This is a genomic window from Azotobacter chroococcum (assembly GCF_002220155.1).
Taxonomy (GTDB): Bacteria; Pseudomonadota; Gammaproteobacteria; order Pseudomonadales; family Pseudomonadaceae; genus Azotobacter; species Azotobacter chroococcum.
This window is the reverse complement of record NZ_CP011837.1, coordinates 43,667-67,078: the sequence shown is the minus strand read 5'-3', so window position 1 is coordinate 67,078 and position 23,412 is coordinate 43,667. Positions and strand designations below refer to the sequence as shown.

Genomic DNA, 23,412 nt, shown 5'->3' with positions numbered 1-23,412 from the left:
CGGGGGCGGCCGCGTCCGCGCTGGCTGCGGGTCTGGCCGCCTGCCCGGGAAGCCCCATTGGCCGGCGCAGGGGCCTGGCCGGTCGATGTTCGAGGAGAAGTACGGCCAGCTGGGCTGCCGATCTGCGCCGAGTCGCAGGAGTACCCGTTCATCCGGGCCTCCTTCGATGGCTTGTTGGGCGATGGCTCCCCCGTCGAGATCAAGAACCTCGCGGAGGACAATCATCTGCAGGTGCTGGCGCTGCGGGACAAGAGCCCGGCCTTCCAGCTCTATCGCTGGCAGGTCATGCACCAGCTGATTGTCTGCGGCGCGCGGCGTGGGTACCTGTGGTTCTGGTCGCCCAACCACGAGGCGTGCTGCCTGGTGGTCGAGCGGGATGACCTGCTCATCCAGCGCATCATCGAGGCAGAAAAAAGCTTCTGGAACAAGGTGGAAACCGGGACGCCCCCGGCAGCCGATCCCCTGCGGGATGTGCTGCCGATGGAGCAGACCGACGAAGCCGCCTGGAAGGCATTGGCGGAAAAGCGCCGCGAGCAGGAGGCCAGAGTGGTCGCCCTCAAGGCGCAGCTGAACGCGCTGCAGAAGGAGGCCGGCGAGCTGGACACCCAGCTCAAGCTCCTCGTGAGAGCGGCAGGGTTCCGCCGGGCCGACGCCTACGGAGTGAAGATCACAGTCTACGACGTGGCAGGCGCTGTCGACTGGAAGGCGATTGCCGAGGAGATGGCCCAAGGGAAGGAAATTCCGGCGGACCTGATCCAGAAGCACCAGGGCGACAGTGGCTGCCGGACGCGCATGACGGTAGATCCCAGCTTTGACCCGAACCAGCCGGCACCGGTGCTTCGCATCCGCAAGCCGGCACAGCCCGAACCGGAGGAGCAGCCGCCCTTTGCGGCCGGTTTCTGGTTCTGATGCACAACCTCTTTAACCCGGCTTCGTGCCGGGTTTTTTGTTTTGTCGACGAAGATCTAAATTTAGTCTATAAATAGACTTCTTAAACGTAGGACATTGCTATGAAAATCGAGACGATCAGCTTCTTGAAGAAGCACGCCGCATCGTTGGATCTAACCGAACCCATGGTGATCACCCAGAACGGTCTGCCCGCCTATGTCATCGAGTCCTATACCGAACGCAAGCAGCGCGATGAGACGATTGCACTCGTCAAGCTCCTGGCATTGGGTTCCCGCGACAAAGAGCAAGGCAAGCTGGTGTCGGGCGACACGCTCCTGGATCGGTTGGCACAACGATGCCAGCAACCCAAAGGAACCTCATGAGCTTCGACGTTCAGTTTGCTACTACTGCTGAAACCAGCCTGTTTTCCCAGATCGCCCACCTGGAGCCGTACCACGGCTATGACGGGGCCTATGAAAAGCTCTCCACCTTGGTGGCAGAAGTTATACGCCGCCTGGCCGATCACCCGTTGGGCTACCCCATCAGCGCACAAGCCAGCGAGCTTGGGATCACCCATTACCGGGAGCTCAATCTCGACGGCTACCGCGTCTTCTATGAATGCGACGAGGAAAAGCGCCTCGTGGTGGTCCTGCTCATCCTGGGGCAGCGACAGAGCATCGAGCAGCAGCTGATCCACTACTGCCTGATGTTCGCTCGTTGAGCCGTAACCGCTAGGGTCTGTTGACGTTTCACATGGGGAGCCATAGAAACCCACAGGCCATGGCTACCATGCTCTCGTAATTTCGCTTCAGCTTGTCGTAGCGGAACGCCACGGCGCGGTAATGTTTCAGCCGCGCAAAGGCGTTCTCGACCAGATGCCGGTAGCGATACAGCCCCCGGTCCAGATCGCCATTGCCCTTGAGTGAGTTGCGCTTTCGGGGAATGACCGCCCGTGCGCCCTGCGCCTCGATCTGTTCGCGAATGCGCTCGCTGTCATGGCCCTTGTCGGCCACGATCGCCTCGGCAGACGGCAGCTGCGCAATCAACTCGGGGGCCGAAGTGCAGTCGTTGACGTTGCCCCCGGTGATCTCGAAAGCCACCGGCAAGCCATGCGCATCGACGGCCAGGTGGATCTTACTCGTGAGTCCCGCGCGGCTTTTGCCGATGGCCTCGGACTGATCGCTGGCGGCACCGCTACTGTGCTGATGGGCCTTCACGTAGGTGCCATCGATGAAGGCCCACTCGAGATCGGGCTCCTCGATCAACGCCTGGAAAACCTTGAGCCACTTGCCGGCCGCCGACCACGCATTGAAGCGCTTGTAGACCGAGCTCCAACGCCCGAAGGCGCTGGGCAGGTCTCTCCAGGGGCAACCGGCGCGCATCCGGTAGAGCATCCCCTCGACCGTCATGCGCAGATCCGGCTTGTGGTAAATGGCTTGCTGAAGCAGAACGTTTTCCAGCTTCGACCAGAGTTCGTCACTGAGCATCAATCGGGGCATTGCAAACTCGCGAGGTTATCTGGCTGGGCCCTGAATTCTGCGGGTTTGCTCTTCTTCATCAACGCCTCTGGCTCGAAACGTCAACAGCCCATAGTCTTACTGTGTCATAAGCGCAGATACCCCAGGCCTCCGTACAGATCCCGGCAATACTCAAGCATCAGGTAGACACCCAGTTGATGACGCAGCGTCGTGATCGAGTCCGCCACATGCCGCTGTGCGCGCTGGCCGACCGCGGGGGCGGTAATCCGCGGGAAGCGCAGGTACCGTGCAGGCCATGAGGTTTTTTTTTCCTTGGCCATCCGGTCCGGACAGGGCCTCACGGCGCAGGCGCTGCCCGAGCAGAAAACCATAGGCGGCGATGCTCAGGCTGGCATGGTGGTGGAACCCCCGCCAACCACGCCCCTCGTAATGCCCCAGCCCCAAGTCCTGCTTGAGATCCTGGTAGTCGCGCTCGATACGCCAGCGCAGATGGGCGATGCGTACCAGTTCCGGCAGCGGCGTGTCCTCCACGAGCGTGGACAGCCAGTAGCGGGTCGGCTCGTCCTGCGCGGAGGGCCATTCGATCAGTAGCCACTGCTGCGGGTGCAGCCGCTGTTTTGCCGAAACGCTGCCGGCCAGGCGTACCCGTACTGCAGCGAAACGCCCGCTCAGCGGTTCGTTGGTTCCCTGGCGCCAAGTGAGTTCCGTAAAGACCTCCGGCGGCAGCGCCAAGGCCAGCTTCTTTACCGACAGCGGTCGATGCTCTGGCGAGCGCCGCGTGGCTACCGGCGGGCGCCCCTTGCCCGTCCAGGGCTTGGGCGGTAGCGGCTGCTGGCCGGGTGGCCATACCCGCACGGCCGAGGTGATCCCAACCACATAGGACAGCCCCATGGCCGTCAGGCCTTGGCGAAAGGCGCTGTCCACGCCGTAACCAGCATCGGCCACCACACAATGGCGCGACTCCCCGGCTTCGAGCAGCGCCTGCAACTGCGAAAGCGCTATCTGGGGCTTAGTGGCAAAGCGGACGTCCTCGGGCACGCCGGCTTTGCGGCGCCGCCCAGCATCTTCGGCCCAGTCCCGGGGCAGGTACAAGCGCCAGGCTACCGGCAGGCTGGCCTGTGCGCACGCCAGCGAAATACTGACCGCCACCTGGCAGTTGTCCTGTTTGCCCAGCACCCCGCAGTACTGGCGCGCCACGCCTACCGAGTGCCGCCCCTTCTTCGGGAAACCGGTGTCGTCCACAAGCCAGTAGCCGCCCGCGGACAGATCCATGGTCGGCAGGACCCAGCGGGCCACACGGCGCAGCAGTTCGGTATCCGACCAGTCGGCCTTGGCCACGAAATGATGCAACGCCTGGTGCCGGGCACTGGCATGCAAGGGGTCGAGGTGTGCCGCCATAGGTTCCACGCTCTTGCGCGCCAGGGGCAGCATCAGGCCGGAGCAATAGCCGCGCAGCCCGGCTTCCCGGTCGGCATGCCCAAGACCTGCCGCCAGATGCGCCAGGTACTCGTCGAAGCGGATCATGGAGTCCATCGTTGATCTTCCTCGAACTGCAGAAGATCTACTCACAATAGCTCAATTTAATGACACAGTAAGACTAGGGCCTGTTGACGATTCACATGGGGAGCCATAGAAACCCACAGGCCATGGCTACCATGCTCTCGTAATTTCGCTTCAGCTTGTCGTAGCGGAACGCCACGGCGCGGTAATGCTTCAGCCGCGCAAAGGCGTTCTCGACCAGATGCCGGTAGCGATACAGCCCCGGTCCAGATCGCCATTGCCCTTGAGCGAGTTGCGCTTTCGGGGAATGACCGCCAAGGCGCCCTGCGCCTCGATCTGTTCGCGAATGCGCTCGCTGTCATGGCCCTTGTCGGCCACGATCGCCTCGGCAGACGGCAGCTGCGCAATCAACTCGGGGGCCGAAGTGCAGTCGTTGACGTTGCCCCCGGTGATCTCGAAAGCCACCGGCAAGCCATGCGCATCGACGGCCAGGTGGATCTTACTCGTGAGTCCCGCGCGGCTTTTGCCGATGGCCTCGGACTGATCGCTGGCGGCACCGCTACTGTGCTGATGGGCCTTCACGTAGGTGCCATCGATGAAGGCCCACTCGAGATCGGGCTCCTCGATCAGCGCCTGGAAAACCTTGAGCCACTTGCCGGCCGCCGACCACGCATTGAAGCGCTTGTAGACCGAGCTCCAACGCCCGAAGGCGCTGGGCAGGTCTCTCCAGGGGCAACCGGCGCGCATCCGGTAGAGCATCCCCTCGACCGTCATGCGCAAATCCGGCTTGTGGTAAATGGCTTGCTGAAGCAGCACGTTTTCCAGCTTCGACCAGAGTTCGTCACTGAGCATCAATCGGGGCATTGCAAACTCGCGGGATTATCGGGCTGGGAGCCTGAATTTTGCGGGTTTGCTCTTCTTCATCAACGCCTCTGGCTCGAAACGTCAACAGCCCCTAGCCCAAACCGAACGCGCGGCATATGGCGTTCACGGCCTCAAGTAGGTGGTCGCTCTTGTTCGCCTCCACAATCCCACCAGAGCTCCAAGTTCACTTGGCGATCAATAACACTACCGAGCGCCCCTCCAGCCCATACACCGTGTTCTCACCGCCGATGAAGCCCTCGGCATCGGAGTTGGCGACAGTGTTAGGCCCCTCGCTCCAGGTGGCAGTGTCGGTAACGTGATACCAACTCTTGCCGAAACCGGGCCATGGCAACGTGAAGTTCACGTCGCTCGACCCGCCGTTGTAGGCGATGTAGATCGCGCTGGCAGGATCACTGAACTCTGTGCCGTCGATGCGCCAGGCAATGACATGGTTGTCCGGGTTGTCGAGATAGGTGCTGTCGGCCTGTACACCGTCAGGCTTGAACCAGCTCAGTTGCTCCACGCCGTTGCCGTTATGGTCCGCCTCCGAATAGAAGTGTGCCGGGCGCAGCGCCGGATGCGCCTTGCGGAACGCGATCAGACGGCGGGTGAAGGTCTCGTGATCGGTTTCTTCGTTGGTGTCACGGGTCCAGCTCAGCCAGTTGGCAGACGAATCCAGGTTATGGGTGTTGTTGTTGCCGTACTGCGTGCGCAGGACTTCGTCGCCGCCGGTGAACATCGGTACGCCGGCGCTCAGCATCAGGAAGGCGAGACCGGTGCGCGCCGCCTTCCGCTGCTCCGCCCTGTCACCGCCCTGATCCCAGCTGTTGTTGTGGTCGTCGCCTCCGTCGGACGGCCCGTACGGCCAGGGCTGGTCATTCTGCTTGGCGTTGTAGGCATACAAGTCGTTCAGCGTGAAGCCGTCGTGAGCGACCAGGTAATTGATCGAGTGTCCAGGACTGCGGCCGTCGTCACCATAAAGATCCGGCGATCCGGCAAAGCGATGGGAGAGTTCGGCCGTGGTGATCACGTCGATTTCCAGATTGTTCTGCTTCCTGCGCAGCCGGTCGCGGAAGATGCCGTTCCATTCGGCCCAGCCCGCCGGGAAGTCCCCGACCTGGTAAGCGTTGTCACCGAACGCCCACGGCTCGGCAATCAGGTCGATGCCCGCCCCCCCTTCCGCCGGCCGCGGCGGCAGCTCGGCGACAATGCGGTTGAGGGCGTTGCCCGAGTCCGTCCTGTCGAAATTGAAGCAGCCATGCTCGCAGGTGTTGCCGAGCACCGAAGCCAGGTCGAAGCGGAAGCCATCCACACCGAGCGTGTCGCGCCAGTAGGCCAGCGAATCGATGATCAGATTCTGCGCGACGACATTGCGTGTGTTGTAGTTGCCGCCCATACCGGTATTGTCCCATGGGGACTGCAGGTCGCTGGTGAGCGAGTAGTAGGTCGGATTGTCGAGGCCGCGCCATGACAGGAGGTTGTAGACGGTCTGGCCATCGCTATTGGCCCAGGGCGCGCCCTCGCCGGTATGGTTGTAGACCACATCCACATAGACCTTGATGCCGGCGTCGTGGAAGGCCTTCACCATCGCCTTCCACTCCCGCGTGGGGCCACCGGGCGATTTGTCCGACGCATAGCGACGGTCCGGTGCGAAGTAGTTCAGCGTCGCGTAGCCCCAGTAGTTGTCGCCGTCGGCGGAGTTCGGGTCCACATCGTTGGTGTCGTTCTGCAGCTCCTGCACGGGCAGGAACTCGACCGCGGTGATGCCGAGCTCCGCCAGATAGCCGGCCTTGGTCGCGGCACCGGCGTAGGTGCCGCGCAAGGTCTCCGGGAGGCTGGTGTCGTTCATGGTGAGGCCGCGCACATGCACCTCGTAGATCACCTCGTCCTTCAGCGCACGCGAAGGCCTGATGCCGACCGGCTCGGTGTCCGGCGCCAACACGATGCCCTTGCTGGCGCAGGCGCCGCTGTCCCTGTGGCGGTCCAACGCGCCGCTGGCGTGGATCATGCCGTCGGCGCACGCTCCACTGAGCGGATCCTGGCTGATCTCCAGCGCGTAAGGGTCCAACAGCAGCTTGTTCGGATTGAAACGGTTGCCGGCGGCATCGACGTCCGCAATGAAGCCGGTTTCGCTGCCCTTGGTCCAGCCGTCCTCATAGGGCCAGTTCGGCCCCCAGGCACGATAGCCGTAGTAGACCGTGCCGGTGATCCCGTAGGTGTTCCTGAGGTCGGACACCGAGACCGTCTGCGACCAGACGCCGGTGGCGTCATCCCTGGTCATCACCTGGCGTGCCGACTCCTCGACGCCGGAGCCCTGGCCGTAGATCCACACCTCGACCCGCGTGGCGCGCGAGGAATACACCCGGAAAGTGATGTTCTCCAGCGTGGCGTCGTATTTCGCGCCGAGATTCTGGCTGTTGATCGCGGCCTGCGCCTCCGGTATCGGCGCAAACGACAGCAAGACCACCAGCGTGACAACCAGAGATGGCCCCCTGGCCAACCCTTTCCACAAGCGCATCGAACTACACATCACAACATTTTCCCGTCAATCAGGACTACTGAATACAAGATGACGGCGCGGCACTATACATGAAGATGATAAATGCACATCGCAAGCCGCTAATGAATGCGACCATATTCATGATGACAAGAAGATTGATGATCTTTAACAGGCCGTTGAAAAAAGCCAGAGCGCTTTCCGCTCTGGCAAACTGACTGCCCTTTTCTTCATGCAGCCCTCAGCCCAAGCCAATGCGTGGACTCGATCTCAAGCAAGACGAGCTGTTCAGCTACACGACGCTGGAACAGCGCATCCCGAACGACCATCCGTTGCGCCCATTGCGCAGGCTGGTCGATACGATCCTGGCTTCGATGGATCGGGACTTCGACGGGCTTTACTCCAGGCTGGGGCGTGCCTCGATCGCACCCGAGCGGCTGTTGCGCGCCTCGTTGCTCCAGGTGATCTACACGGTCCGCTCGGAGCGGCAGCTGGTCGAGCAGATCGACTTCAACCTGCTGTTTCGCTGGTTCGTCGGCTTGTCGATGGACGAGCCCATGTGGGATCACTCGAGCTTCAGCCAGAACCGCGACCGGCTGTTCAACCGGGAGGTGGCGCGCCTGTTTTTCCAGCGCATCAAGTCGCTGGAGCACTGGTCGGAGTATGCCAGCAACGAGCATTTCAGCGTGGACGGCACCCTGATCGACGCCTGGGCCTCGCACAAGTCCTTCGTCAGGAAGGACGGCGGCGAGCTGCCGAAGGATGGCACCCGCAACCCCTATGCCGACTTCAAGGGCGAGAAGCGCAGCAACGCCACCCATCAATCGGTCACCGATCCCGAGGCCCGCCTGGCACGCAAGAACAAGGGGGACGCCAGCCGCCTGGCGCCTATGGCCCACACGATGATCGAGCACCGCAGCGGGCTGATCGTGGACGTGGAATGCACCGAGTTCAACGGGCATGCCGAAGTCGAGGCCGCGCTGGTCATGCTGGAGCGCACGGCCAGGCCGGGCAGCACGGTCGGGGCGGACAAGAACTATGACCAGCAGGCCTTTGTGCAGGGTGCGCGCAAACTGAAGGTGACGCCGCATGTGGCGCGCAAGGAAAAGGGCAGCGCCATCGACGGACGCACGACGCGTCATCCGGGGTATGCGACCAGCCTGAAGATCCGCAAGCGGATCGAGGAAGGCTTTGGCTGGCTGAAGACGGTGGGAGGTCTGCGCAAGACCAAGCTGATCGGCCGGGCGAAGTTGAGTGCCCAACTGCTGCTGGGCTTCTCGGTCTACAATCTGATCCGCCTGGGGAGCCTGTCGGGTTGGTGGCGAGGCTCGCATGTATAGGGCGAGTTGCGCCCGGAAAACGCCGAAAGGCGTGGAAACGGCGCTGGAATCGTCAAAAAGGGCCTGAAGCCAGGCCTTTTGAAAGAAATGTCAGGTCTGAGCGCTTGAAAAAACGTCAAACCTGACGGGCTGGGGGAGTTGGAGCTGAATTTTTCAACGGCCTGTTAATCTTACTGTGTCATAAGGAATCGAAGAGAATACAGCCGTTTCAACAGCTGGCTGGATTCTGGATTCACGAGAGAACGGATAACGGATGGAACAGCGCTTCGAAGCTTACCTCGATCATCTGTGCGACTCCCTGGGCCACGTGGACCGGCATGAAGGTCTGCGTGGGTATTGTCAGGGACTGATGTTGCCGCTGGCACGAAAGAGCGTCGAACCGCTGGCTGCAGGAATCGATCCCCATGCAGTGCGGGCACGCCACCAGTCACTGCATCATTTCGTAGCCAAGTCCGACTGGTCGGACGAGGGATTGCTCGAGCGTGTGCGGGCCTGGGTGGAGCCGGCGCTGCTGCGCGAGGGTGGCACCGAGCGCTACTGGATCATCGACGACACAGGCTTTCCGAAGAAGGGCAAGCACTCGGTCGGTGTGGCGCGCCAGTACTGTGGCCAATTGGGCAAGCGGGACAATTGCCAGATTGCCGTGAGTCTGACGCTGGCTACCGAGAGGGCGAGTCTTCCCGTGGCCTGGCGGCTGTATCTGCCCGAGGACTGGGCGGCAGATACGGCGCGGCGCACCCGCGCCGGCGTGCCGGAAGGGGTTGGATTCCAGACCAAGCCCACGATTGCACTGGAACAGGTCAAGGCCGCTCTGGCTGCGGGGATTGCGCGGGGTGCTGTGTTGGCCGATGCCGGCTACGGCAACGATACGGGATTTCGCGATGGATTGACCGCGCTGGGGCTGGTCTACGCCGTCGGCGTGCAGGGAGCGACGACGGTCTGGCCGGAAGGCAAGGCGCCGCTGCCCCCGAAACCGTGGAAGGGCGTGGGACGCAAACCCCGTCTGCTGCGGCGGGATGCCGAACATCGGCCGGTCAGCGTGAAGGCGCTGGCGCTCGGCCTGCCGGCCAGTGCTTATCGTACCGTCACCTGGCGGCAGGGCAGCAACACGGCACTGTCCGGTCGCTTTGCCGCGGTTCGGGTGCGGGCGGCACATCGTGACCAGCAGCGGACGGCCATGCGCGACGAGGAATGGTTGCTCATCGAGTGGCCCGAGGGGCAGCGGGAACCGGAAAAATACGTCCTGTCGACCCTGCCCGCGGACACCTCTCTCGAACGGCTCGTTGCCGTGACCAGGATGCGCTGGCGCATCGAGCGCGATTACCAGGAACTGAAGCAGGAATTCGGTCTTGCCCATTATGAAGGACGAGGCTGGCGTGGCTTTCACCATCATGCCTCCCTGTGCATTGCCGCCTATGGCTTTCTCGTGGCCGAGCGCCTGCGTCATCCTGACACCCAAAAAAACGCCGCACTCCGCCCGCCATCTGCCTTACCCCAAGAGTACGTTCCGCGGGGCCGCTCAGCGGCCCTGCGTCATCAAGCCAACTCGATCACGACCTTACGCTGGCTGATCGCCCAGCGGCTGGCGAGCCGTCTTGATCGCTGCCCATGCTGCGGACGGAAAAATAGCGAGCAGATGAACGTCTAGCCTTATGACACAGTAAGATTAACCGCCTTACTTCGAATATCCCTGCGGATTCTTCGACTGCCAGTGCCAGGTGTCGCGCATCATTGCCTCCAGGCCGCGCTCGGTCTTCCAGTCCAGTTCGTGGGCGGCCTTGGCCGGGTCGGCCCAGCATTCGGCGATATCGCCGGGACGGCGGGGGGCGATGCGGTAGGGGAGCGGTTGACCGGAGGCCTGCTCGAAGGCTCGGATCATCTCCAGCACGCTGTAACCGGTTCCGGTACCCAGGTTCCAGGCATGCACGCCATTCCGTTGCTTGATGGCGTTCAGCGCCTTGAGGTGTCCCTCCGCCAGATCGACCACATGGATGTAGTCGCGCACGCCGGTACCGTCAGGGGTTGGGTAGTCGTCGCCGAACACCGACAGCTCACGCAGCTTGCCGATGGCCACCTGGCTGATATAAGGCAGCAGGTTGTTGGGAACGCCATTGGGATCTTCGCCGATCAGCCCGCTTTCGTGGGCGCCCACCGGGTTGAAATAGCGCAGCAGGGCGATGCTCCAGCGCGGATCGGAGGCGGCCAGATCATGCAGAATCTGCTCGACGATCAGCTTCGAGCGGCCATAGGGGTTGCTTGGCGTACCCGTTGGAAAGTTTTCGCGGATCGGCATCTGCGTCGGTTCGCCGTACACCGTGGCGGAAGAGCTGAACACCAGGCGGAACACTTCGGCGCGGGCCATGGCCTGGCACAGCGCGAGGCTACCGGCAACATTGTTCTCGTAGTAGTCCAGCGGCTTTTGCACGCTCTCGCCCACTGCCTTGAGGCCGGCAAAATGCAGAACTGCAGTAATGCAGTGTTTATGGAAAAGCTCGTCCAGCAGTTCACGGTTGCGAATATCACCCTCGACAAACAAAGGCTGCTTGCCGCAGATAACCTCGATCCGCCGCAGGGATTCAGACGAACTGTTGCAGAGATTGTCCAGCACCAGCACCTCGAAACCGGCTTCGAGCAGGGTGAGGGTGGTATGCGAGCCGATATAGCCGGCGCCGCCAGTTACCAGAATTTTTTTTGTCACGAGTCAGTATCCATACCAAGCAAAAGGATAGGGGGTTAGCGTCACTCTCTGGGGCAGTCGGTTTTCCAGTCGGCGAATGCCGACTTCAGGGGACTGGCATGGATAGCCATGTCCTACCAGATACAGATAGCCAGAGTGGATATTGTTCGAGCGAGCCAGCTTGCGAATACGACCGGGTTGAACGGCTGTTTGAAGCCTTGCTTCAATCGGCTGTAAACATCCAGCATAGTGTTTCTTTTAGAGACGGAGTATCCCAGTCCCCGAGCAATGTGCGAAGGCGGGAATTATCCCCACATAAAGACTTTACCTCATTGGCCCGCACGAAAGCTGGGTTGACTTCGATCTGCATTGTATGACCCGTTATGCTCTGACACATGGCTAGAATTTCCCGCAACGAATGGGTTTTCCCTGAACAGACATTCACCGTCTGGCCCAGCGGCCGCACATCAAGCAACCTGCGATAGGCCCGCACAACCGAGCGCACATCGCTGAAGTCGCGCCAGACATCGAGATTTCCCAACTCGATTTTTTTTACCTCGCGACGGAAGTGCGACACGATTTTCGGTAGAAGAAAGTTCTCCCCCTGGCCAACTCCCGTGTAGTTGAATGGCCGTGCGATGACTATCGGCAAACGCTCGCGCCACAGGTTGGCCATATACTCCATGGCCAGTTTGCTCACTGCATAATCATTGGCGGGTACAGGAAGAGTGTCCTCGTTCAATACACCGGCAAAAACATTGCCATAAACGTTTGCGCTGCTGGCAAGCAATACGCACTCGGGTGACTTGCTAGAGGCGGCAATCGCTTCCAGCAAGTTGCGTGTACCGATCAGATTGACCTGATAAAAGGCATTGGTATCCCCATGCCCGACAAAAGCCAAGGCAGCCAGATGTACCACCACATCTGGCTGAATATCGGCCAGCAACGCACGCAAAGCCGCTGCATCTAGCAGATCAGTCTGTTGATAGCCAGGCTTGGCACTTGGACGACTACCTAAACCAGTCACCTGATAGCCATGTGCTTCAAGTTCGGCCGCCATATAGCGACCCGTAAAGCCGTGTATCCCTGTAATCAACGCATGTTTGCTGGCCATATTCATCAGAATGAAAATCCTTGTTGGTTACGATGAAGATCTGCCTGGACCATTATTCGACACAGCTCCTCCAGAGAAGTTTTCGGCTTCCAATCCAGCTTCTCTCTTGCCTTGATTGGATTGCCGATCAGCAGATCCACTTCCGTCGGACGATAGAACTTCGGATTGACCGCTACGATCACCTTGCCGGTCGTGGTGTCGATACCCTGTTCGTGCTTACCTTCGCCCGTCCACTCCAGGTCGATATCAACTGCCTTGCAGGCCAGGGATACGAAATCGCGAACGGTTTCGGTGCGGTTGGTGGCCAGCACGAAGGTATCCGGTTCGTCGGCCTGCAGCATGCGCCACATGCCTTCCACGTATTCCTTGGCGAAGCCCCAGTCGCGCTTGGCGTCCATATTGCCCAGTTCCAGCCGCTTCTGCTTGTCCAGTTTGATCTTGGCTATGCTATCGGTGATCTTGCGGGTCACGAATTCACGACCGCGCAACGGCGACTCGTGGTTGAAGAGAATGCCGCTGGTACCGAAGATGCCGTAAGACTCGCGGTAGTTGATGGTCATCCAGTGTGCATACAGCTTGGCTACGCCATAGGGACTACGCGGGTAGAACGGGGTGGTTTCGATCTGCGGAATCGCCTGCACCTTGCCGAACATCTCCGATGTGGACGCCTGGTAGAAGCGCACCTTGGGATTAACGATGCGGATCGCCTCTAGCAGGTTCACTGCGCCCAGGCCGGTGATATCGGCAGTGGTCAATGGCTGCTCGAATGAAACTCCCACAAAGCTCTGTGCCGCCAGGTTGTACACTTCGGTGGGTTCGATGTTCTGCAGCAGGCGGATGCTGGCGGATAGATCGGTCAGGTCGTATTCGACCAGGTGCAGATTCGGATGCTGGTCGATGCCCAGCTCCTCGATACGCCAGAAGTTTACCGAACTGGTGCGGCGGTAGGTGCCGTAGACGGTGTAGCCCTTATCCAGCAGCAGCTGCGCCAGGTAGGCGCCGTCTTGGCCGGTGATGCCGGTAATGATTGCTTTCATGTGCATTTTCTAAACTCCATTTAAATGCGCTTTGCGGTCGGCTCAGTAAAAAGTGCTGAAACAGCGGCAACGCCGTATTGGGGCCTCGGGTGCCGAAATTAACTAATAGAATCAACCAAATAGGTCCTAGCGCCATTCTTCGGGACAGTCGCTTCTCCAGTCGGCGAATGCTGACTCCAGGGGGTACCGGTACGGATAGCCGTGCTCCACCAGGAAGCCCGGACGGATATTGTTCGAGCGAACCAGCTTGCGAATCCGTACCGGACTGAAGGGGTGCCTGATGCCGAGCGGACGGGCGATCAGTTCGATGCCGTAGGCCGCACTCAGAAGCAGAGGGTAGGGGATTGCCGGTACTTTGCGCCGGACGCCGGCCACCTTGCAGACGGCCTCTACATACTCCTGGATTGAGGGGCCGGGGTTCATGGACATGTTGAACAGCGTGAAGTGCCGGCCTTGCTCCTTCTGTCGCTGCAGGGCCCACCACATGGCCGCGCAGAGCTCCTTCACATAGGTGCCGGCCTTGCGGGTATCGCGATTGCCCATATAGAAGAAGTAGCGCTTGAGCACCGCCTTGATCAGGCGGGAAACATTGCCACCCTCGCCCGGACCGAAGACCACGCCTGGACGGACGATGACCAGATGACGTTGCGCCTTGTCGGCCGCCAGCCAGGCTTGATGGATTTTTTCCGCGGCCAGCTTGGAGCCACCGTAGGCGGTAACTGGCACTGGCAGGGAACGCTCGTCCTTTTGCTGCTCGCTCGGGCCATAGGGCGAAATGGAGCTGGTGAAGATGATGTCGTTACAGCCCATACGCTCGGCCCAAGTACAGACATTTTCGGCACCCAACAGGTTGGTTTCGTAGTATTCAAAATCCTCGTGACCCGGCTCGCGGTGCACTGCGGCAAAGTTGGCGATCAGGGCGACCTGTTCCTGGGGCTGCCAGGTGATTTCCTGACGGACATCTCCTTTAACCTCGACAATCCCGTCAACCTCCCGAACCAGCCGAATGCGATAGGGAAAGGGCTTGTCGGCAACCTGCTCCTTGTCGAACAGGTAGATCTTTTCGAAGCCGCCAGTGGCAAGTAATTGTCTGGCAAAGAAGACGCCAATAAAGCCGGAGCCTCCAAAAATGACAGCACAGCTCATCTGATAAGTCCTTTAGCAGAGTGAATGGAGTCTTCCGACTCAGGTTCAATAATCAATGACCGAGATGAGGCCATTCAAACCAGTGGGGCAGGGTCGGCACGGCATTCGCCAGAGGCAGAAATTGCGATGATGGAAAAAACATGGAGGATTCTTGTATCCAGCAGTCAGAGAGGACTGACTGCACAATGCCGAAGGTTTGGTAGTAAACAGATTCATCCGAGCCTTGCCCTGCCAATGGCGAACAAGTTTGCTCCTATACCTGGGTTACACTTTCCTTTTCCATCAGCTCTGCGTGATCGCCTTGCCGGTGAGGCTGTTGATCCATTGTTTGAAAATGCTGCTGTTGAGAGATGAAGCTTTTGATTCGTTGTTTGAAAATATTCTTGTCGAAAGTAGCAGCATGCTCGTGCAAGAGCTTTGGAGAGAATTTGAATTCGCCGTTTTCTATTTGCTGCACGGCCCGCATCAAGGCTTCCACACTCTGCTCCTTGAACAGGATGCCAGTCTTGCCGTGGATGACGGTTTCCAGCGCACCGCCCTTGCCGTAAGCGATGACCGGAGCACCCGCCGCCATGGCTTCGACAGGGACAATGCCAAAGTCCTCCATCCCCGGGAATACCAGACCTTGGCAACGCTGCAGCAGATCCTTGATGACCGGGAAAGGCTGACGTCCCATCATTCTCACATTGGGCTGGGCCTTGGCCTGCAGACTGTCAAACAACTCGCCTTCACCTATCACGATCAGCGGCAGGCCAAGCCTGTTGAAGGCTTCGACGGCCAAGTCCGCGCGTTTGTAGGCCACCAATTGCCCAAGACATAGGTAAAAGTCGCCACGTTCGGCCTCAGGGCTGAATTCGGACGCATTGACCGGCGGGAAAATGACCTCGGCCTCGCGGTGATAAAATTTTTTGATACGTGAAGCGATGAACCCCGAGACAGCGATGAAATGGTCCACACGGTCTGCCGAAAGCCTGTCCCACACCCGCAGCCAGTGGGCAACCAAGGGAAACAATGTACGAATGATTCGCCCGGCGCCGGCCAAGTATTCGTGGTACATGTCCCACACATAACGCATGGGCGAGCAGCAATAACAGATATGCAGGGCATCCGGGCGGGTAATGACGCCCTTGGCTGGGCCGGATTCGATGCTGAGAACTAGGTCATACTCGCTGAGATCGAGCTGTTCCAAGGCAAGCGGCATGAAGGGCAGGTACTTCTGATAGTGCTTTTTCGCACCCGGTAGACGCGAAATGAAGGAGGTGCGGATCTGCCCTTTGAAATTTGTGGGGAGTGATTGGCGTACTACCTTCTCATTGCAGACATGAATAAAAAGGTCTGCCTCGGGGAAAAGCTCGACAAGTGCAGAGCAAACTGCCTCGCCGCCACGATTGCTGAGCCACCAGTAGTGAACGATTGCGACCTTCATTGAAATTTCCTTATTGCTTCAAGAAGTTTTATGGTAGATGTTTTCCAGTTGTAACGCTCAATATTTGCGTATCCCTTTTCTTTAAGCGTTTGAGCTAGATCAGGCTTTGAAATGAGAAGTTTAATTTTCTCGGCAATGTCGTTTGTGTCATGCGGTGAGCAGTAAAGGACTGAGTCTTCACATATCTCTGGAAGGCTTGCTGCATTCGATACAATGACAGGGCAGCCACATGCCTGTGCCTCCAGCGGTGGAATGCCGAAGCCTTCATAAAAAGACGGGAATATAAAGGCATCAGCCCCGCTGTAAAGATTGACCAAGTCCTCATCGGAGACTCTGCCCAGCAATTTTATTCTGGGATCCGATTCGATTTTTTTCACAAGGTCTGGGTCAGCGAAGTTTTTGTTCAGCGAGCCGGCGATGTAAAGTTTGTGAGTGTTCTGCTTGAGTAGGCCAAATGCCTCGATAAGCCCATGAAAGTTTTTCTGCCGATTTATAGAAGAGACTGCCAGTACATAATGCTCGGTGGCGGATGAGGGTTTTCGTTGAAATGATTCGGAGACGGCATTGGGAACGACGGAAACTTTTTCCGAAGGAATGTTGTAGATTGCGCAAATCTCCTTTTTGGAGAACTCACTGACGGTCAGAACTTGCAGCGAGCCTTTCAGTGCTTTGGGAATAGCCAGTCGATAAGCCGAGCGAAACTTCCACGAGAAGTTTTCCGGAAATCTTTCAAAGGCTACATCATGAAGTGTCGATATTTTCTTCTTATAGAAAAGCGGGGCTGTGTTTGCTAGGTTGACAAGCAATGGTGTGCCCCTTCTTTTCAGGAATAGCGGGAGATCGATTTGCTCCCATGTATGCCCGGTCCTGGAGCCTACAACTTCAACTCCCAGAGCGCGAGCGATCTCATGGTGAATTATATTTTTAGGGGCTACGAATTTAATGGACGGAAGCAGGCTGCTTAGTTGCCGGCTAATCTCCAGAGAGTAACGCTGAACCCCGGTTATGGGTTGCGTCAAGAATCGGGCGTTTACATATATCAATCCGAAGATCCTTTTCTGGTCCATTCATTATCCAGATCGGCTCTGGCAGGCTTATCTCAAAAGGTTGTTCGCTTTTTGAGCAGTGATATCTGGGTGAACGGCTTGTGTTGGCAGAAGGTTGGGAAGACCGTGACATTCAGGTTGATAGTCTTGATTCATGTTCCGATTCCAGCGCAGCACTAATGAAGCCAGCAGTTTTTGTACAGAGCCTAAAATCCAGCCACAGTGCGTTTCGCAACCTTGGACAAGCTTGTCAGTACTCCGTCGAGTGCTGTGGCAGCGTCTACATTGTCAGGAGTATTGTAGGCATAATTTTTTGCGGAAATATAACCAAAGAAGTCCGCAAAGTACTTCAACTTTTTCGCTGACCGGTCAGTATAGAAAACTTGCTTTCCAAACAGGGATGAAAGTATGAGTCCGTGCAGTCTTGATGTAATTACCCAAGAGGCAGATTCATATGCCGGGATAAGGCCTGTAGAGACAGTGCTCACTTCGCAGATATCTATTTGGACATCAATCTTCCCAACGAGAAAGTTCTTGATTTCTTGGCAGGCAAGTACGTCAAAATCATCGCGCAAATCGTGCGGGATAAGGATTATACGTTTGAGGCCTTCGGATTTCAGTTTGTTTAGAACATTCAATATTTCATCAAAATCAACTGTGCGATTTTCGCTTTTGTCCACCGCCGGAGATATGGCGCAAACTCCTTCTGTGTCCCGGCCTTTCAGTGAGCCACCAAGATATGCCATATCTCCACCCAGGTGGATTTTTGTTTTGCAGAATGGAGCTAGGTTTTTCAGCATATTTTCTGAGTTTGGATCCCTGACATAAACAGTACTCGATAGCACCAGCATGACTCTAAACAAAAACTTTTTGAGACAGGATGAGACCGGAGTGGCGCCAACTCCTGCGACAAGCGTACGGTGGCCAAAAGCTCGGCTCGCCGCAAAGGCAAGCGTGCAAAATAAAAGCCAGAAAACTGAAACCTGCTCGCGAATCATATGCCCACCGCCGAGTATAAGGTGAGCTCGAAAGCAGAGTAGCATGGCGCGGATTGGATTGTTGCGTATGGATAACACCTTGACGCCAAGGCTTGAGAACTCATTTTGTAACTCGTTACTTACGCCTTCATGTGGCAAGATGACAACTTTGTGTCCTCTTGCCCGCAAGTAAGTTGCCTGGCGCAAAGCAATCAGCGCGTCGCCAAGGTTGACCAGATTTCCTACGAATATCGCAATCATAAATAAATACTACCTTCTGAAGTCAAAAAGGTTTTTCTATTGAGCTGTTGCTGTAAGGTCCTGCACTGGGTTGCCTGACAGCTGCTCAGGTATATCTTGGCTGGGCTTGTCAATCGCTTGGAAAATACTGGTTTTTTCCAGTTCGCTAGTAAGGTGGATTATGAGTTTGCAGGTTGTTTTTAATACCTGTTTTCGCGTCTTTCCTGAAAAATTCGCAACGAATTTATGACTTGCACTAGTGGAAATGTTTTTTAAAAATAAATGAGTTGTGCGCAACTGCGTGGCGGTCAAACCGGATAAGTCAGCGTTTTTTAAGTGGCAGGGAAAAAGGCTTCGGTCTGATCTTCATGTGAATCAGCCATTCAGTGATGGCCTTGATGTGATAGCCCTTTAAGGAAGTTGTAATTCTTCTCGCATCTGCAGCGCCTGTCGATGTATTTCGTCCAGGCCATGGTGAGGGAGTTTTCGGGTATCGACTCTTGCATGGCCGAATTATTGGCTATTTGATTGAGTGCTTGATATCCGCAGGGTGAAGCCGGTCAAACACTGCCTGTACTTTGGATACTGCTCTACCAAGGGTTGAGGTGAACAGATTCTTCCAAAGGGTCGATAGGTTGACTTCTATCAGCTTATGCATGGCAAGCGCAACGAGTAGGACCATGCATATAGTTATGGTGTAGATAAATAATTTATTCTCTTCCGTTGCGAATTTATTGATAAGCATGTACCCGAAGTGAGCATGTATTAGATATGCTGGGTAGGTCAGTGCTCCAAATATTTTGGATTTGGGAAGCTGAAGAGTTTGAACTTTTTTTAAGTTTAAAATCAGGAAGAAGATAAAGAACATGGTGATTATGAAGGCAATGGTGTAGCTGGAATGTAAAACGCCTTTGCTTTCGCTTAGCCATGTTGCCTTTTCTGAAGAGAATGACACGCATAGGGCAAATGTAATTGCCAGTGAAAAGATGGTGCGCCAACCTGGTGCCTTCTTGAGCAAGGCAAAGAGTGATCCTGCGGCGAAATAGTAAAAGTAACCGCCCAAGTATGGGAGGTGCTGCAGGTCCAGCAAAATGGCAAGACACATGAGTATTGGCCAGTATATGAATATTGAGTCCAGTGACCTTTGCATGCCACATAGCAGTATAATAAAGACAGCAGCGTAAAACATAACCTCGTAGACTAACGTCCAGTAAACGCCATCAACATGATCAAATCCAAAATAAGACTGAAGCAATGTCATGTTTGCTAGGATCTGGAGGGGGTGAACAGACATTGCACTTCCTCCCCAGTACCATGCAAATAATGATGTAAAAAGTACGGCAAACCAATAAGACGGATAAAGCCGGATGGCTCGTGAGACTGCAAATTGAGCGGCCGAGCGGTTTTTGGCTGAATGAAAGATAACGTAACCGCTTATCATGAAGAATAGTTCGACGCCCAGATAGCCATATTTGGTCAACTCGATAATGAAAGGGATATGGGTTATCGAAATTATTTTACCATTGGCTATCCCATTAAAAGTGTAGTGATACAGCATGACAATCAACGCTGCAGAGAATCTTCCATAGTCTAGTAGCTCTAATCTTTTCATGGTTCGGCCAGTTATTATATTTTAAAGGGGCATGATAAAATCCATTGCATGTTTCTATTCGCGAGAAAGAAGCATTATCAACGTACTATTACATCTGTTTATGTTAGTGCTTTCGCCATGCACTGAGCCGAGTTGCGCCAGCTCTGAATTTTCCCTGACACGTCCTGCCGTTGGTGAGGCGAGAGCGCCAAGATCTGCAGCAACGCGTTTTCGATTGCTTCGACATTCGGAGCCACGACCTGTGCCTGACCGGCAGCCGCCTCCTTCAACTCCGGTACATCGGACACGATAACCGGTGTGCCTACGGCGCGTGCCTCCTGCACCGGCATACCGAAGCCTTCGTACAGGGAGGGCATAACCAGCACATCGGCCAGGGCAAACACGGCAGGCATCAGTTTGTCCGGCACATAACCGGGCAAGACGATGCCATTTGCCGCGTTATCGGTAATCTTGCGAGCCAGCGCCTCGTTCTGCCAGCCTCGTGCGCCAACCAGGACAAGCTTGTGACTGCTCAGCTCGCCGCGCTGTTTGAGTCTCACAAAGGCTTCCACCAGCGCACCGATATTCTTGCGCGGCTCCAGCGTCGATACCGCCAGCACATACGGCGGCACAATGCCCAGCGCTACCAGTGTATCCAGTGCTGCCTGGCGTTCGGCTGCGTCCAGCGGTCGGAAATCCGGTCTGACCCCCGGATATATAATCATATCCGCCGCCCTGCCGGCCCAATGTAGCAAGCGATCCGAGGTACCTTGGGAGTTCGCAAAGATAATATCGGCACTCCGCACATCGCGATCGAACCACACCATATGCGAGCAGCGGGTAATCCACTCCATGGTTTCTGGTACGAGACGGTGATTAAGATCATGCACGGTCGACACCAGGCGGCGCGCACTTTGCCTGCCTGGATGGATGGTTCGACCGGCCCAGAACACATCCAACTGATCTTGGCGTGCCAGCGCGGCTCCACGCGTTTTCAGCCAGATAAACGAAGGCAGCTTGCGGGCCAGTGGCAAAGGCTCTTGCCGCACGATCCAACGCGTTGCGGGCATGGCAACCTGCTCGGGCGCAAGGCGCGTATAGACAAAAAACTGTGTAGCTGGGAGCAGCTCATCCAGTTCCTGGCACAAGTTGAACACATATTGGCCCACACCAGAGAGTGGCTTGCGTAGGGCATCGCCATCAATTCCTATCCTGCTTAAAGGCAGGGACAAGTCCGACGCTGTCGCGACAGATATATCCCTTCCATTGATCTGGTACTTACGCAATTTTCTAATCCTTAATGAGGCAATTTGGATTGCACGCCAGTGGAGCCAGCGCTGGCGGCGTGAATATTTTATAAGCGTTTTAGTTTGATTCGGAACGTCATCGCATTCCTATATATCCAGCACACGCAGTGGGTCGAGTTTTCCTAACAAGAGATGGAGGCAGGCTCGCATGTTGCCCTGCAGGCGTCCGGGAAAATCCTTTATATGCACCCTCAGCAGGGTTTTTGCCAGATTGGAAAGTATGTTTCTCGACATAAGCCTGCCGGCCATACGCCAGGACATCGTGCCTTTTCTGGCGAGATAAATGGGATTGGCGATCTGGGAGTAACCAAAGCGCACGCCGCTCGTACGACCAGAACTTGCGCCCAGATGAACTCCTTTACAGGCTGGCACAAGCGCTACTACACCATAGCGCTTCGCCCTATTGGCGAAGTCGTAATCTTCTTGCCAACCATAGAGGGGGAGCTTTTCATCGAATCTTGCATTGCTGGCCACTGTTCCCCGAAATGCCATGTTGCAGCCGTAGAGCCCTTGGAGAACTCTGGTTTTGGCCGAGTTGGTCCAATGCAATTCCGCCGGCTTGATGCCAGTGAGATATTGCTGCGCATCCTTCTCCGGAATCCCAAACTCGCTCTTGATGCCGTCAGCCAGCACATGGCCGGTGATTCCAGCAAGCTCTTTCCAGCTTTGCATTGCTGTCGCGGCGTTTTCTAGCCAGTTCGACGCAGGTCTGAAATCATCGTCAAAGAACGCCACAAACCACTCATTCGAAAACAAGGATCCCACATATGGTATCAGTGCATCCAACCCTGCGTTGCGCTGAATGGTCAAACCAGCTTGCGACAACAAAATGGTTACTTGTCCCTCACTGACCAAAGGATGCATGTCCAATCCTTCGATATCGCGAAGCTCACTGCCAACCACTATAACATGCGATGGTATGAGCGTTTGACGGGCAAGATAGTCAAGCAGTAGGTAAGTCTCTTTGGCGCGGCCTTTTGTGGCGATAATTACGAAAGCCTTCATTTAGAAAGTCCATTCTCTTGATAATTGAATATGCGGGCCAGGATACCCATCTTCCAGCATGAATAAGAAAGAGCAAGGAAAACAATCAGCTCTCCGGATATGCGGGCCACAGCCATGCCAAGGCCTCCATAGGCAATGCCTAAAGGAACGGCGCAAAACAAGTTTACTGCTGCGCCAGCAAGAGCAGCTTTAGCCAGCATACTTTCTTTATGGAGTGGAATTAATACATAACTACTCAATACGAGATTGGCAGCATTCAGCGGGAACACGAATGCCAGGTATTGCAGCACCGACACGCTCCCCTCGAAGCCTGCTCCAAAAATCAGCGGTACAATCCAGTGGCCGAGAAACAGACTGCACAGCAAACCGCAAAACCCCATACCGAGTAGAAAGGCCATTGCCTTTCTAACCAAGCCGTAGGCTGCACATGCATCCTGTACAAACATGGCGGTGATCCGCGGAACGAAAATCTGACCAGCGGGCCCCAGCACGCTCAATCCAACCGCGACCAAGCGCTCCGCCGCACCAAAAGCCCCAACCTCTGCCTGCGTAGAGAGAAGGGTCAGCAAATAGGTTGAAGAGGCTACCAGCAGCACGGAGCTTCCGCTGTAGAGAAAAATCGTACTGGACGACTGTATTAGCGCAAGACTCGATTTCAGTTCGAGTGGTGGCTGTGAAATCTCGTGGCGTATCCACCAATGTGCAACGGCAAGCGCTATAGTACCTGAACACAATAAAGATATGAGGACCAGATCGCTATCGTCCTTATTCCGCACCAGAGTCAATATCAGCAGAAGGCTGATAGCGAACCCCATAACTTCTAGCTTTACGGAGCTGCGAGGGCGGCCACTTCCCGTGAAATACCAACCCAGATTGAAGGCGGAAACTATTCCCAGCGTGACTGCAGCAAGCCCGGCCACTGGATGGGTCGATAGGACAGGAGATAGGACTATGGCAATAGCACCACCGACAAAGGCTAGAGCGCTAAGAATCATGCGAGCCATTACATGCTCGCCAAACAATCCCGCATACTCTGCAGGGCTAGCAGTAGCCATGGCTCGCATACCTGCGGTTGAGAACCCCCAGTTGACAAACAGCCAGGTCATGTTCATCAGGGACATGGCGGCGAGCACCAGTCCGTAGCCTTCCACGCCAAGTACTCGTCCATAAAACGGGATGAGTAGCAGCAAATAGAGATAACGGAGAGCATACGCCATATAGACGAAGAATAAATCGGCACGAGACTGCCTGCCGCCCACAAATTTCAGATTGCTCATCT

The 23,412-nt window shown here is 56.5% G+C and carries 20 protein-coding genes; 5 read left to right on the top strand and 15 right to left on the bottom strand.

The window, feature by feature from the left end; all coding sequences use genetic code 11:
- Window positions 1–57 precede the first annotated feature (57 nt).
- From ACG10_RS23130 to ACG10_RS23120, 3 genes are all read left to right on the top strand, one after another.
- Entirely contained in the window at window positions 58–909 is an 852-nt protein-coding gene (locus ACG10_RS23130) for a YqaJ viral recombinase family protein (RefSeq protein ID WP_232487321.1), read from the top strand.
- A 101-nt stretch (window positions 910–1,010) separates the two neighbouring features.
- On the top strand, window positions 1,011–1,271 hold the full coding sequence (locus tag ACG10_RS23125; protein ID WP_089170202.1) for a type II toxin-antitoxin system Phd/YefM family antitoxin: 261 nt from the start codon (window positions 1,011–1,013) through the stop codon (window positions 1,269–1,271).
- Entirely contained in the window at window positions 1,268–1,609 is a 342-nt protein-coding gene (locus ACG10_RS23120) for a type II toxin-antitoxin system RelE/ParE family toxin (RefSeq protein ID WP_157731523.1), read from the top strand. Before ACG10_RS23125 ends, ACG10_RS23120 begins: the two co-directional genes overlap by 4 nt.
- 28 nt (window positions 1,610–1,637) lie before the next feature.
- Here the strand turns inward: ACG10_RS23120 and ACG10_RS23115 are convergent, their stop codons facing one another.
- The 4 genes from ACG10_RS23115 to ACG10_RS23100 all read right to left on the bottom strand — a co-directional run bounded on the left by ACG10_RS23115 (window position 1,638) and on the right by ACG10_RS23100 (window position 7,248).
- Window positions 1,638–2,387: an IS5 family transposase gene (locus ACG10_RS23115; RefSeq protein WP_089170200.1), complete on the bottom strand. Its 750-nt coding sequence runs from the start codon at window positions 2,385–2,387 to the stop codon at window positions 1,638–1,640.
- A 150-nt stretch (window positions 2,388–2,537) separates the two neighbouring features.
- Window positions 2,538–3,899, bottom strand: coding sequence for an IS701-like element ISAzvi8 family transposase (locus ACG10_RS23110; protein WP_089170199.1), 1,362 nt, complete (start codon window positions 3,897–3,899; stop codon window positions 2,538–2,540).
- Window positions 3,900–3,981: 82 nt separating this feature from the next.
- A protein-coding gene (locus ACG10_RS23105; protein ID WP_157731522.1) for an IS5 family transposase occupies window positions 3,982–4,730 on the bottom strand; the annotation gives its coding sequence in 2 pieces (ribosomal slippage) (window positions 3,982–4,124 and window positions 4,124–4,730; 750 coding nt in all).
- 184 nt (window positions 4,731–4,914) lie between these two features.
- Complete coding sequence (locus tag ACG10_RS23100; RefSeq protein ID WP_232487320.1) at window positions 4,915–7,248, bottom strand: glycogen debranching protein; 2,334 nt, start codon at window positions 7,246–7,248, stop codon at window positions 4,915–4,917.
- Window positions 7,249–7,481: 233 nt separating this feature from the next.
- Between ACG10_RS23100 and ACG10_RS23095 the strand changes: the two genes are divergently transcribed.
- Complete coding sequence (locus ACG10_RS23095; RefSeq protein ID WP_089170197.1) at window positions 7,482–8,567, top strand: IS5 family transposase; 1,086 nt, start codon at window positions 7,482–7,484, stop codon at window positions 8,565–8,567.
- Between the two features lie 253 nt (window positions 8,568–8,820).
- Complete coding sequence (locus ACG10_RS23090; protein WP_089170196.1) at window positions 8,821–10,215, top strand: IS701 family transposase; 1,395 nt, start codon at window positions 8,821–8,823, stop codon at window positions 10,213–10,215.
- A gap of 27 nt (window positions 10,216–10,242) precedes the next feature.
- Here ACG10_RS23090 and galE read toward each other — a convergent pair whose 3' ends face one another.
- The 11 genes from galE to ACG10_RS23035 form a co-directional block, all read right to left on the bottom strand.
- Window positions 10,243–11,265: a UDP-glucose 4-epimerase GalE gene (gene galE / locus ACG10_RS23085; RefSeq protein ID WP_232487319.1), complete on the bottom strand. Its 1,023-nt coding sequence runs from the start codon at window positions 11,263–11,265 to the stop codon at window positions 10,243–10,245.
- Between the two features lie 202 nt (window positions 11,266–11,467).
- Window positions 11,468–12,364, bottom strand: coding sequence for a GDP-mannose 4,6-dehydratase (locus tag ACG10_RS23080; protein ID WP_089170195.1), 897 nt, complete (start codon window positions 12,362–12,364; stop codon window positions 11,468–11,470).
- Window positions 12,364–13,395, bottom strand: coding sequence for a GDP-mannose 4,6-dehydratase (gmd, locus tag ACG10_RS23075; protein ID WP_089170209.1), 1,032 nt, complete (start codon window positions 13,393–13,395; stop codon window positions 12,364–12,366). The genes ACG10_RS23080 and gmd overlap by 1 nt, the downstream gene beginning before the upstream one ends.
- 126 nt (window positions 13,396–13,521) lie before the next feature.
- Window positions 13,522–14,541 carry an NAD-dependent epimerase/dehydratase family protein gene (locus ACG10_RS23070; protein ID WP_089170194.1) on the bottom strand — a complete coding sequence of 340 codons (1,020 nt, stop codon included), beginning with the start codon at window positions 14,539–14,541 and terminating at the stop codon, window positions 13,522–13,524.
- Between the two features lie 253 nt (window positions 14,542–14,794).
- Entirely contained in the window at window positions 14,795–15,967 is a 1,173-nt protein-coding gene (locus ACG10_RS23065) for a glycosyltransferase (RefSeq protein WP_089170193.1), read from the bottom strand.
- Complete coding sequence (locus ACG10_RS23060; protein ID WP_232487318.1) at window positions 15,964–17,034, bottom strand: glycosyltransferase family 4 protein; 1,071 nt, start codon at window positions 17,032–17,034, stop codon at window positions 15,964–15,966. Before ACG10_RS23060 ends, ACG10_RS23065 begins: the two co-directional genes overlap by 4 nt.
- Window positions 17,035–17,219: 185 nt before the next feature.
- Window positions 17,220–18,251 (bottom strand): polysaccharide pyruvyl transferase family protein, encoded by a 1,032-nt coding sequence (locus ACG10_RS23055; protein WP_089170192.1) that lies wholly within the window; start codon window positions 18,249–18,251, stop codon window positions 17,220–17,222.
- Window positions 18,252–18,750: 499 nt separating this feature from the next.
- A complete protein-coding gene (locus ACG10_RS23050) occupies window positions 18,751–19,842 on the bottom strand; it encodes an acyltransferase family protein (RefSeq protein WP_089170191.1) in 1,092 nt (363 codons plus the stop codon).
- A gap of 98 nt (window positions 19,843–19,940) precedes the next feature.
- Window positions 19,941–21,107 (bottom strand): glycosyltransferase family 4 protein, encoded by a 1,167-nt coding sequence (locus ACG10_RS23045; protein WP_089170190.1) that lies wholly within the window; start codon window positions 21,105–21,107, stop codon window positions 19,941–19,943.
- Between the two features lie 108 nt (window positions 21,108–21,215).
- Complete coding sequence (locus ACG10_RS23040) at window positions 21,216–22,133, bottom strand: glycosyltransferase family 2 protein (RefSeq protein WP_089170189.1); 918 nt, start codon at window positions 22,131–22,133, stop codon at window positions 21,216–21,218.
- The gene (locus ACG10_RS23035) at window positions 22,130–23,410 is read right to left on the bottom strand and encodes an oligosaccharide flippase family protein (RefSeq protein ID WP_089170188.1); all 1,281 of its coding nucleotides are present in this window, start codon (window positions 23,408–23,410) and stop codon (window positions 22,130–22,132) included. Before ACG10_RS23035 ends, ACG10_RS23040 begins: the two co-directional genes overlap by 4 nt.
- Window positions 23,411–23,412 lie beyond the last annotated feature (2 nt).